Consider the following 12,538-nt stretch of genomic DNA (forward strand, 5'->3'; position numbering starts at 1 on the left):
CAAATTTCCACGATATGTTTAACGAAGTTTATGATGTTATTGTTGTAGGTGCAGGTCATGCTGGTAGCGAAGCTGCTGCGGCTGCCGCCAACATGGGAAGTAAAACCTTATTGGTTACTATGAATCTTCAAAACATTGCTCAAATGTCTTGTAATCCTGCCATGGGTGGTATTGCTAAAGGGCAAATTGTGCGTGAAATTGATGCGCTTGGAGGTTATAGTGGCATTGTTTCAGATACGTCTGCAATCCAGTTTAAAATGCTAAATAAGTCTAAGGGGCCTGCAATGTGGAGTCCGAGAGTGCAGAGTGATAGAATGCGTTTTGCTGAAGATTGGCGAATGCTTTTGGAGCAAACAAAGAATTTAGATTTCTATCAGGAAATGGTGTCTGGTTTGCTTATTGAAGGCGATAAGGTAGTTGGGGTAAAAACGTCTTTAGGTGTTGAGGTTCGTGGTAAATCTGTGGTGTTAACAAACGGTACTTTTTTAAATGGCTTAATTCATATTGGAGATAAAAATTTTGGTGGAGGTAGAGCTGGTGAAAAAGCGGCAACTGGAATTACTGAGCAATTGGTTGATTTAGGTTTCGATTCCGGTAGAATGAAAACAGGAACTCCGCCAAGGGTTGATGGTAGAAGTTTAGATTTTTCTAAAATGATTGAGCAACCTGGTGACGAAAACCCTGAGAAATTTTCATATTTAGACACTACAAAACCATTAAAAGAGCAACGTTCTTGTCATATGTCGTATACAAGTGCTTTGGTGCATGATTTGCTTCGTGAGGGTTTTGATAGGTCGCCAATGTTTAATGGTAGAATTAAAAGTTTAGGGCCTCGTTATTGTCCGTCTATTGAAGATAAAATTAATCGGTTTGCAGATAAAGATCGTCATCAGCTTTTTGTGGAACCAGAAGGTTGGAATACCGTAGAATATTATATAAATGGTTTCTCTACATCGTTGCCAGAAGATGTTCAGTTTAAGGCTTTGCGTTCTGTTGTTGGATTCGAAAATGTTAAGTTTTTCCGTCCTGGTTATGCAATTGAATACGATTATTTTCCGCCTACACAATTAAAACATACTTTAGAAACTAAATTGGTTAGTGGGTTGTATTTCGCTGGTCAAATAAATGGAACAACGGGTTACGAAGAAGCGGCTTCTCAAGGTTTGATGGCTGGTATAAATGCGAGCTTAAAAGTTCAAGAAAAAGATCCTTTTATGTTGAAAAGGGATGAAGCTTATATTGGAGTTTTAATTGATGATTTAATTACGAAAGGTACCGAAGAGCCGTATAGAATGTTTACTTCGCGGGCTGAATATAGAACATTGTTGCGTCAAGACAATGCTGATTTGCGTTTAACTCCTAAGGGTTATGAGTTAGGTTTGGCTTCTGAAAAGCGATTAAAACGCATGGAGCAAAAACATGAGTCTGCTAAAGATTTTGTTTCTTTTTTCGAAAGCACAAGTGTAAAACCTGAAGAAATTAATCCGATTTTAGAGTCTAAAAATTCTTCTCCTGTTAATCAATCGGGTAAATTGTTTAAAATTTTTGCGCGCCCTAATATTGATATGTACGATGTTAGAAAGGTAAAAAGTGTTGAGGCATATATTCAAGAACATCATTTAGATCGTGAAGTTATAGAGCAAACTGAAATTCAAGTTAAGTATTCTGGTTATATCGCTAAAGAAAAAAATAATGCCGATAAGTTAAGTCGATTAGAGTATGTAAAAATCCCAGCCGATTTCGATTATTCTAAAATTAAATCGATGAGTTTTGAAGCTCGCGAAAAGTTGAAAAAAATTCAGCCAACAACGGTTTCTCAAGCATCAAGAATTAGTGGTGTTTCGCCTAACGATATTTCTGTTTTATTGGTTTATATGGGTAGATAATTTAAAAATTAGTAAAAGTGTTCCACGTGGAACAGAAAATAAATATCTAAAAAACAATAAATTTTTAATAATATTCATGAATTCGTGGTGCTAAAACAATCGAAAAATATCATTTTAAAAGTAAAAGATTATTCAGTTTCTGGTGAAGATTTCGAGTTGTTAGAAAACGAAAGCTATGGTTTTTTAGAAACACATCCGCAACCTTCAAAAGAAAAACTTCCGGAGTATTATAAAAGCGAAGATTATATTTCGCATACCGATGCTAAACGAAATCTTTTTGAAAAAGTATATCATTTAGTTCGTGTTTATGCTTTAAATAAAAAGTTGAGTTTAATAAACAACCATGTGTCTGCAGAAAAAAATTTATTAGATGTTGGTTGTGGCACAGGAGATTTTTTAAGTGCAGCTATAAAAAACGGTTGGCAGGTAAGCGGAGTAGAGCCTAACGAACAAGCAAGAGACATTGCTAATAAAAAAACAAACAACGCTGTTTTTAATGTTGAAAAACTAAAAGAATTTCAAGAAGCTTCGTTTAATGTAATTACGCTTTGGCATGTTTTGGAACATTTAGCAAACCTCGAAGAACATATAGAGTTGTTTAAAAAACTATTAAAACCCAATGGTGTTTTAATAATTGCAGTGCCAAATTATAAAAGTTACGATGCTAAACATTATAAAAGTTTTTGGGCGGCTTACGATGTGCCAAGGCATCTTTGGCATTTTAATAAATCTTCAATTAAAAATTTAGTGGAACGTTATGGTTTTAGTTTAAATCAAATTAAACCCATGTGGTTCGATGCGTTTTATGTAAGTCTGCTTTCGGAAAAATATAAAACAGGTAAAATGAATTTTATAAAAGGATTTTTTATCGGCTTAATTTCAAATGTAAAAGCATTGGCTTCAAAAGAAACATCTTCTTTAATTTACGTCGTAAAAAAATAAATTACGATAATTTGGTTGTGAAATTTTACAACATTTAAAAACACTCAATTTTTTATTTATTTTTCTAATAATCCTTTTTTTAGGATTTTTTAAGTGGTTTTTGAGTGAAAAAAACTAAAATATTTATTTTAAGAATAAATATTAAATCAATTTTAAGGTCAATAACTATTTATATGTCTTTTTTATGAAAGTGGCTTAAAACGCTTTAAAACGGGTTGTTTTTTATAAAGGAATTTTATTTTTAGTGAATTGTGTTATAAGTTTTCTTTATTTGTTAAAAACAGAATAATTTTCGGTTATTCTAAAACTTACTTTATTACATTTGTTTGATTAAAAAAAAATGATCTAACTAATTTTCATAAAACCATGAAAAAATTAATTTTTACTGCTTTTGCAGTTTTAGCATTAACTGCTTGTCAAGAGGAAAAAAAAATAGCATTTGTAGATAACGGAGAAGTTATAAATGAATACCAAGAGAAAAAAGATGTTGAAGCTAAGTTTCAATTAAAAGATGAAGCTTTTAGAAAAAGAGCCGATAGTATAGGGCAAGCATTTCAAGCCGAAGTACAATCTACACAAGCGACTGCTCAAAAATCGTCGCAACGTAAAGCGCAAGAATTAATGGCTGGTTTACAACAAAAGCAACAACAATTACAGCAGCAAATGCAAATTGAGCAGCAACAATTAACGCAGGAGTTTCAAGCCGAAATTGACTCTGTTATTGGTAAAGTGAAAGACTTTGTTAAAGATTATGGTAAAACAAACGGTTACACTTATATTTTAGGAACGAGTGATGCAGCTGCAACAGTTATGTATGGTTCTGAAGAAAACAATTTAACCGAAACAATATTAAATGCGCTTAACGATTCTTATAAGTCAGAATAAGGTTTTAAGCTTAGTATTTTAAAATATCAGGCCAGAAGTTAATAGCTTCTGGTTTTTTTTATGTCTTTTTTTAATTATTAGTGTAACAAACTTAGGGTTATGGTCGTCTTTATTAAGTGTTTACCAATGTTTTATCGTTAATAAATACATAAAGGTAAATGTCATTTTATTTATTAAACATAACCTAACTTTATCAAATCAAAATAAGAACAGTTTTAATGAAACATTTAAGTTTAATTATTGTCTTGTTTACGAGCTTTATGTGCTTGTCGCAAGAAAAATTTAGTATCAGCGGTACTATAACCGATGCGACTAACGGAGAAACACTTTTAGGAGCAACTGTTTACTTAAAAAACACCAATTTTGGCGCTACAACTAACGAGTACGGGTTTTTCTCGCTAACTGCCCCAAAAGGAGATTATGGCCTAGTAATTTCATACGTGGGTTACCAAACATTTTCTCAAAATATACAGCTAAATGCAGATAAAAAACTGGATTTCGAATTACAAGAATCGGCAACTTCTTTAGATGAAGTTGTTATAATTGCAGAAGAATCGGAAGTAGTAAGCATTAAAAAACCACAAATGAGCGTGTCTAAACTTAACGCTCAAACTATTAAGGAAATGCCTGCGGTTTTAGGCGAGGTAGATGTTATAAAATCGATACAAATGTTACCTGGTGTTACGAGTAATGGCGAAGGTTCAGCTGGTTTTCATGTGCGTGGTGGTGCGGCCGATCAAAATTTGGTGCTTCTCGATGAAGCTATAATTTATAATACCTCACATTTCTTTGGTTTTTTCTCGGTATTTAATACTGATGCGATTAAAAATATTAAACTTTATAAAGGTGATATTCCTGCGAAATTTGGTGGGCGGGTCTCATCTGTACTCGATGTTCGACAAAAAGATGGAAATAACAAACAATTTGAGCTTAACGGTGGCGTTGGTTTAATATCTAGCCGCTTAACTGCAGAGTCTCCAATTTTTAAGGATAAAGGCTCCTTTTTAATATCAGGCAGAGCCTCGTATGCACATTTATTTATGCCTTTAATAGAAGATGTTAAGGATGATAAAATTTCTTTTTATGATTTAAACCTAAAAACAAATTTCGAACTTAATAAAAAGAATAAGTTGTATTTGTCGGGTTATTTTGGTCGCGATGTTTTTAACCTATCAAGTTTAATTGAAAACAACTACGGGAACGCTACCGGAAACTTAAGATGGAACCATGTTATTAGCGATAAACTATTTTCTAATTTATCGTTTATTTATAGTAAATACGATTACAATATTGTCCTTGATTTTATTGAGCTCGATTGGGATGCCGATATTGTTAATTACAACATAAAATACGATTTAGGTTATTATGTAAATAACAATTTAACACTAGATTTTGGAGTAAGCGCTTTAACTTATAATGTTAATCCAGGAGAAATCCATCCTTCTACAGAAACATCTTCGATAAATGCTTTAATTTTAGACGAAAAACGCGCGTTTGAAGGCGCAGCTTATGTGAGTGCAGAACATAAAATTACCGAAAAATTAGCTCTAAATTATGGTTTAAGATTTAGCACTTTTTCGAGACTTGGAGGACAGACTATGACGAATTATATTAATAACCAACCGGTTGTTTACAATAGCGAATTAGATGTTTACGAGCGCGGTGAAGTCGAAAGCGAAACTGATTATTCAAAGGGCGAAAGCATAAAAACATTTGGAAATTTCGAGCCTCGTTTTGGTGTTTCTTATCAGTTAAATAAGGCATCATCTATAAAAGCAAGTTATACAAAATCGGCTCAATATTTGCATTTATTGTCTAACACATCCTCGGTAACGCCATTAGATGTTTGGACACCAAGTGGGCAGTATATTAAGCCACAAATTTCCAATCAGTATGCATTGGGTTATTACAAAAATTTTAAAGAAAACACCTTTACATTAGAGCTTGAAACTTACTTTAAACAGGTAGATAATAGAATAGATTACATCGATGGATCGGATTTAATAGGTAATAATAATATTGAAACCGAAATTTTAAACGGTGAAGCAAGAGCGTATGGTTTAGAATTGTTGTTTCGTAAAAACAAGGGTAATTTTACCGGTTGGTTGGCTTATACCTTATCAAAATCCGAACAGCGTGCGCTTGGTGGAAATGCAGGAGGACCAGGAATTAATAATGGAGATTGGTACAACACCTATTACGACAGAACACACGATGTGTCTTTAACAGGTTCTTATAAATTAAACGATAAGTGGCGTTTTAGTAGTAATTTTGTGTTTCAAACGGGGCGCCCTGTAACTTATCCTAATGGGCAATATAATTATGAAGGCTTGTCTATAGCTACTTATGCTAATCGTAACGAGAATCGTTTACCAACCTATCATAGACTCGATATTTCGGCTACTTTAACTCCAAAACGAAAAGCAGATAGACGCTGGAAAGGCGAGTGGGTGTTTGGTATTTACAACTTGTACGATCGTCGTAATGCGGCTTCAGTTGGTTTTAATCAGAATAACCAAACCGGATTAAACGAAGCTTCAAGAATTTCTATTTTCGGCCGAATTCCTTCAGTAACCTACAATTTCAAATTTTAAATAATGAAAAAGATATATAAATCAGTCATTTTTATCGCTTTAAGTTTAATACTTTCTTCTTGTGAAGATGTTATTGATGTCGATGTAAATACAGCAGAACCGCGCTTAGTTATTGAAGCTTCTTTAGATTGGGAAAAAGGAACAACCGGAAGTGAGCAAACCATAAAATTAAGCATGTCCTCACCTTATTTTAGTACCGATACAGACACCAGTGTAACTGGCGCTTTGGTAACTGTTACGAATATGAATAGTGGATCTGTTTATTCTTTTACAGATGAAAATAATGGTTCGTATTCCATTGATAATTTCGAACCAATTATTGGTAACACTTACCAATTAAGTGTAGCCTATAATGGTGAAACTTATGAGGCCACAGAAACTTTAATGGAGGTTTCAAGTATAAACCAAATTAATCAGAGTATTGAAGACGGTTTTGATGACGAATTGCCTGAAGTAAACATTTATTTTGATGATCCAGCCGAAGAAGAAAACTTTTATTTAGTAAGTTTTTATGAAATAGGTGATATGTTTCCATTTTTTGCAGATGTTTCAGACGAATTTGTAAACGGTAATGAGGTATACTACTTTTTTGAAAAGGAAGAAGATGAAGACAGTAACATGACTCCATTTGAAGCTGGTGATACTGTTGAAGTTAAACTATATGGCATTTCAGAGCAATATTATCGTTTTATTAGACTTTTAATAGAACAGTATTATAACTCAGGCAACCCATTTGCATCAAATGCTGCTCTTATAAAAGGAAATTGTATTAACCTAACTAACCCAGATAATTATGCTTATGGGTATTTTAGAGTTACAGAAGTGGATATAGCTACTTATACTTTCGAGTAAAATAGACATATAAATTAAACTTATTTGACCTATCGGTTGTTAAACCTGATAGGTCTTTTTTTAACAGCAAAACAAAACATAAAAAACATTAGTCTGCATTTGTAATATAATCTATGTCTATAAGAAAAAGAATGGTTAATAGCTGGAAACTAATTCTCTTTTTTATGCAATAAACGAGTTAGTTTTATGCTTAAATCTGTTAAAATAATTTTAGAGTTGCCGTTACGCTCAATATGGTAAATAGCATCTTGAAGTTCGTTACTAATATCCATAATATTGTTTCCATGAACGTAAGGTGCGAATTTATTTAAATTAAAAGCCTCACTTCTAGGTTCAAAAAACACTAAATTGTTAGCATTATAGTTTAATAGTAGTGCTTGTCTAAAAAAATCTAAACAAAAATTCAAAAATTGTTTTTGAGTTTCTCTCCCTGTTTTTGCAACCTCTTCACTCCATGAAATTAAATCGTGAATTGAGGCTTTGTTGCCTTTAGCTTTAAAAGCAGTACGTACCCAAAACACAAACCACTTTTCAAATTGAATATCTTCACTATCGTTATAAACTAAATCGCAAGCTTTGTTGTAGTTTCCGTTAGCCTGATGCGCAATTTTTATAGCATCGGCTTCAGGGATATTATATTGCTTAATTAAAGCGTCTTTAACGTGGTTTTCTGCTAAAGGCGGGAAATGTAAAACTTGACAACGCGATTTTATCGTGTTAATTATTTGTTCTTCATCTTCAGCAATTAATAAAAATATCGTTTTTGCTGGTGGTTCTTCAATAAGTTTTAAAAGTTTGTTTGCAGCTGCAGTATTCATTTTTTCGGCCATCCAAACCAAAAGAATTTTATAACCACCTTCGTAAGCTTTTAACGATAACGATTTTACTATATCTTGAGCTTCATCTACACCAATTTGGCCTTGTTTATTATCAACACCAAGTAGTTTATACCAATCGAATAAATTCCCATAAGGTTGCTCGTTTAATAATTTTCGCCATTCTTCTAAATAATGACTAGAAACAGGGTGTTTTTTTACTTTTTCGCTGGTTGTTACCGGAAATGCAAAATGTAAATCGGGATGCGAAAAGTTTTTAAATTTAAGGTTACAACTGTCGTTTCCTCCGGTATTTTCGCCATTGGTATTATTGCAAAGTATGTATTGTGCATAAGCCAAAGCCATTGGTAGAGTACCAGAGCCCTCGTTACCAACAAAAAGTTGGGCGTGTGGTATACGGCCATTATCGGCACTTTGCGTAAGGTGCTTTTTTATATGTTCTTGTCCTATTATTTCATTAAATAGCATAAGCAAACCTACATATTTTTTTGTATTAATTTTAATTCTTATAACGATAAAAAATGCCTATAAAAAATTAATTTCAAAAAAATCTTTGTAAGCTATATCGATTTCGTGAAAAATCGCATTTTAATTAGGCTATTTATTAGTTACATTTGTAGGACAAAATAGTAAATACAAAATAATGAAAACGATAAACGATTTTAATTTCGAAAATAAAAAAGCACTTATCCGTGTAGATTTTAATGTGCCTTTAAATGATAAGTTTGAGGTAACCGATACCACAAGAATTGTTTCGGCAAAACCTACAATTATTAAAATTTTAGAAGATGGTGGTAGCTGTATTTTAATGTCGCATTTAGGTAGACCAAAAGGGGTGCAAGATGAATTTTCGTTAGGTCATATCGTTGAAACTGTCAAAGATATTTTAGGAGTAGAGGTTATTTTTGTAAAAGCATGTGTTGGCGAAACGGCCGAAGCTGCTGCTGCAAAATTAGAACCAGGACAAATTTTGTTATTAGAAAATTTACGTTTTCATGCCGAAGAAACCGCGGGCGATATTGCTTTTGCAGAACAATTATCTAAACTAGGTGATATTTACGTGAATGATGCTTTTGGTACAGCGCACCGCGCGCATGCTTCAACTACTATAGTTGCACAGTTTTTTGAGGGTAAAAAGTGTTTTGGTACGTTATTAGCTCAAGAAATTGAAAGTATTAAAAAAGTGTTAGAAACAGGTGAAAAACCAGTTTTAGCAATTTTAGGAGGTGCTAAAGTATCTTCTAAAATTACAATTATTGAAAATATTTTAGATGCCGTAGATCACTTAATTATTGGTGGTGGTATGGCCTTTACTTTTGTTAAAGCTCAAGGTGGAAAAATAGGAAATTCTATTTGTGAAGACGATAAAATGGAACTGGCTTTAGATATTTTAAAACAAGCTGAAGCTAAAAATGTAAAAGTTCATATTCCAATAGATACAATAGCTGCCGATGCGTTTAGTAATGATGCTAACACACAAACGGTTGATATTAATGTTATTCCTGATGGTTGGGAAGGTGTTGATGCTGGACCAAAATCGAGAGCACAATTTCATGAGGTGGTTATGCAATGTAAAACTATTTTATGGAATGGGCCATTAGGTGTTTTTGAAATGGAAAGTTTTGCCGGTGGAACTATTGAGTTAGGAAATTCTATTGCCGAAGCTACTAAAAACGGAGCATTCTCACTAGTAGGTGGTGGCGATTCTGTTGCTGCAGTGAAGCAATTTGGTTTCGACGATAAAGTAAGTTATGTTAGTACAGGTGGTGGCGCTATGTTAGAAAGCTTAGAAGGAAAAACATTACCAGGAATAGCTGCAATTTTAAAATAAAACCTTTATTTAAAGGAGTTTAGGGATGTTTTTTTGTTTGTATTGAAGCGCATTACTATGCAGTTGAATTCGGCAAACGGAAAAAATTAAATTTAAGTTTTTTAATTCCCTTAAAAAATACGAATTTAGCCATAATGTCGTTGATTAACATGTTAACCGATTTTATGGCTATTCGTTTTTATATTGTTTTGTTTGTGTGTGGTTTAGGATTTTCTCAAACTACAGATTCTATTATTGATGGAAGTAATAACACCTTAAAAACAATAGAAGTTAAACCCGATTCTACCGAAGTAAAAGGGTTTGTTGATAATGAATACGCAGCGCAAATAGATGAAAAATGGCTCGAAGAATTGTATAGTAATGCCTTGTTTGACACCATTTACAAATCAGTCACAGAACTCGATTTTAAAGCTGTCGATTTTCCAGAGTTATCTACCGATACTTTAAAAGCACGATTAAAAGAACTCGATGCCAGAACACCTTTTAATGTAGAGTATAATCCGTCGCTAGAAAGTGTAATCAAATCTTATTTAAAACACCGCAGAAACTCCATTCAAAAACTTATTAGTTTAAGTGCGTATTATTTTCCAATGTTCGAGCGCGAGCTGGATTTATACGATATTCCGTTAGAAGTTAAATATTTGGCCATTGTAGAATCGGCTTTAAAACCACGTGCCAGATCTCGAGTAGGAGCAACTGGGTTGTGGCAATTTATGTTTAGCACAGGTAAAATGTACGGACTCGATGTAAGTAGTTATGTCGACGAGCGTAGCGACCCCATAAAATCTACCGAAGCAGCAGCAAAATATTTAGCTAAATTATACAGCATTTTTGGCGATTGGGATTTGGCTTTGGCAGCCTATAATTCCGGACCAGGAAACGTATCTAAAGCCATTCGTCGTTCTGGTGGATATAAAAATTATTGGAATATTAGGCACAATTTACCTCGTGAAACCGCTGGTTATTTACCAGCATTTTTAGCTAATATGTATATTTTTGAATATGCCGAAGAGCACGGTTTTAAAAAAATAAAACCCGAATTAGCCTATTTTGAAACCGATACCGTTCGAGTAAAAGAAATGATAACTCTCGATCAAGTTTCAGAAGTCACCGGAACACCAATCGAAGAACTTCAATTTTTAAATCCGTCTTATAAATTAGATATTATTCCATTTATTAAAGACGAAAACTATACGTTGCGATTACCTCGCGATGTCGTTGGTGCTTTTGTAACTAACGAAGATTCTATTTATGCCTTTGCTAGAGCCGAATTTAATAAACGCGAAAAGCCTTTACCACAATTTTCAAATGCCGATGAAAAAGTGCGTTATCGTGTAAAATCGGGCGATTATTTAGGTAAAATATCAAGAATGTATGGTGTTCGTGTAAGCGATATAAAACGTTGGAATGGCTTGCGAAACAACGATTTAAGTATTGGGCAGCGTTTAACTATTTACCCTAGAAAACCACATGTTTCAACACAGCAAAAGGTGGTGCCAACAACACAAACAAAACCTATTTCTGGACCAGTTACAATTTATATCGTGAAATCTGGAGATTCGCTTTGGAGCATTTCTCAAAAATTTCCAGGCGTTTCTATTCAAAATATTAAAGATTGGAACGGTATTGGTGGTAGTAAACTAAAACCAGGAATGAAGCTTAAAATTGCCAAGAGCTAACTTCTTTTAAAAAAAATTAAAACAATGATACGTTACATTATTTTATCAGCATTTACATTATTTTTTTTAGTGTCATGTGGAAATAAAAAGAAATCAGATAATGATATTTATATCGCCGATGCTTCTGGAGCTATTAATAATGTGTCGGTGGTTATGGAAAACGATTTATGGAATGGAAGTGTTGGTGAAGCTGTTAGAAGCGTGCTTGCGAAACCTATTTATGGATTGCCACAAGATGAACCTACATTTACAATAAGTCAAATTCCTCCAACCGTTTTTTCGGGTTTTGTAACTAAAAATAGAACAGTTTTAAAAATTGAAACCAATAAAGCTCCTGGGTTTGTTGTAAAGGACGATGTTTACGCGAAACCACAAAAGGTAATAGTTGTATCGGGAAAAACAAAACAAGAAATCATTGATTTAATTTTAGAAAATGAAGTTAAAATTGTTGATGTTTTTCATAACATGGAACTTGCCGAACGCGCCAGACAAATGGCAAAATCACCTCATAATTATAAATCGATTGAAGAAAAATTAGGTTTAACTATAGATTTCTCTTCAATTTACAGAATAGCGAAAGAAACTGATAATTTTTTCTGGATTAGAAAAGACATTACTACAGGAACAACAAATTTACTGCTTTACGAGTTACCATACGATGCTATTAAACGAAACGATAGTGTAGTTAATCAAATAATAGCCATTAGAGATTCTATTGGAAAACAATTTATTGAAGGTCCAGTGGAAGGCTCTTATTTAGCAACAGAAGCCGCTTATACGCCATTTCATGGTGAAACTATTCTAGATAATAAACCAACCTTAGAAACCAAAGGTATTTGGGATGTGAAAAATGCGTTTATGGGTGGCCCATTTATTAATTACGCAATAGAAGATAAAGTAAATAATCGTTGGGTGGTTATTGAGGGCTTTGCCTTTGCGCCGTCGGTAGATAAACGAAACTATGTTTTAGAACTGGAGTCCATTATAAAATCAATTGAAATAAAATAAAAAAAACCAGCAAATCTGCTGGTTT

9 protein-coding genes are annotated in these 12,538 nt (G+C 33.3%); 8 read left to right on the plus strand and 1 reads right to left on the minus strand.

What is annotated here, in order from left to right:
- Nucleotides 1-14: 14 nt before the first annotated feature.
- From mnmG to PW52_RS03635, 5 genes are all read left to right on the plus strand, one after another.
- On the plus strand, nucleotides 15-1,886 hold the full coding sequence (mnmG, locus tag PW52_RS03615; protein WP_044631551.1) for a tRNA uridine-5-carboxymethylaminomethyl(34) synthesis enzyme MnmG: 1,872 nt from the start codon (nucleotides 15-17) through the stop codon (nucleotides 1,884-1,886).
- A gap of 87 nt (nucleotides 1,887-1,973) precedes the next feature.
- Nucleotides 1,974-2,828 carry a class I SAM-dependent methyltransferase gene (locus PW52_RS03620; protein ID WP_044631694.1) on the plus strand — a complete coding sequence of 285 codons (855 nt, stop codon included), beginning with the start codon at nucleotides 1,974-1,976 and terminating at the stop codon, nucleotides 2,826-2,828.
- 366 nt (nucleotides 2,829-3,194) lie between these two features.
- Nucleotides 3,195-3,713 carry an OmpH family outer membrane protein gene (locus tag PW52_RS03625; RefSeq protein WP_044631552.1) on the plus strand — a complete coding sequence of 173 codons (519 nt, stop codon included), beginning with the start codon at nucleotides 3,195-3,197 and terminating at the stop codon, nucleotides 3,711-3,713.
- 218 nt (nucleotides 3,714-3,931) lie between these two features.
- On the plus strand, nucleotides 3,932-6,307 hold the full coding sequence (locus PW52_RS03630) for a TonB-dependent receptor (protein ID WP_044631553.1): 2,376 nt from the start codon (nucleotides 3,932-3,934) through the stop codon (nucleotides 6,305-6,307).
- Nucleotides 6,308-6,310: 3 nt separating this feature from the next.
- Nucleotides 6,311-7,159: a DUF4249 domain-containing protein gene (locus PW52_RS03635; protein WP_044631554.1), complete on the plus strand. Its 849-nt coding sequence runs from the start codon at nucleotides 6,311-6,313 to the stop codon at nucleotides 7,157-7,159.
- 149 nt (nucleotides 7,160-7,308) lie between these two features.
- On the opposite strand, the gene PW52_RS03640 is transcribed toward PW52_RS03635, so the two are convergent.
- Nucleotides 7,309-8,463, minus strand: a complete 1,155-nt coding sequence (locus PW52_RS03640) for a DNA polymerase III subunit (protein WP_044631555.1) — start codon at nucleotides 8,461-8,463, stop codon at nucleotides 7,309-7,311.
- A 175-nt stretch (nucleotides 8,464-8,638) separates the two neighbouring features.
- Here PW52_RS03640 and PW52_RS03645 point away from each other — a divergent pair, with 175 nt between their 5' ends.
- From PW52_RS03645 to PW52_RS03655, 3 genes are all read left to right on the plus strand, one after another.
- A complete protein-coding gene (locus PW52_RS03645; RefSeq protein ID WP_044631556.1) occupies nucleotides 8,639-9,826 on the plus strand; it encodes a phosphoglycerate kinase in 1,188 nt (395 codons plus the stop codon).
- Nucleotides 9,827-9,990: 164 nt separating this feature from the next.
- On the plus strand, nucleotides 9,991-11,505 hold the full coding sequence (locus PW52_RS03650) for a lytic transglycosylase domain-containing protein (RefSeq protein WP_044631695.1): 1,515 nt from the start codon (nucleotides 9,991-9,993) through the stop codon (nucleotides 11,503-11,505).
- Nucleotides 11,506-11,529: 24 nt separating this feature from the next.
- Nucleotides 11,530-12,513: a DUF4837 family protein gene (locus PW52_RS03655; RefSeq protein ID WP_044631557.1), complete on the plus strand. Its 984-nt coding sequence runs from the start codon at nucleotides 11,530-11,532 to the stop codon at nucleotides 12,511-12,513.
- Nucleotides 12,514-12,538 lie beyond the last annotated feature (25 nt).

The sequence above is a fragment of the Neotamlana sedimentorum genome (assembly GCF_000943565.1).
GTDB lineage: Bacteria > Bacteroidota > Bacteroidia > Flavobacteriales > Flavobacteriaceae > Neotamlana > Neotamlana sedimentorum.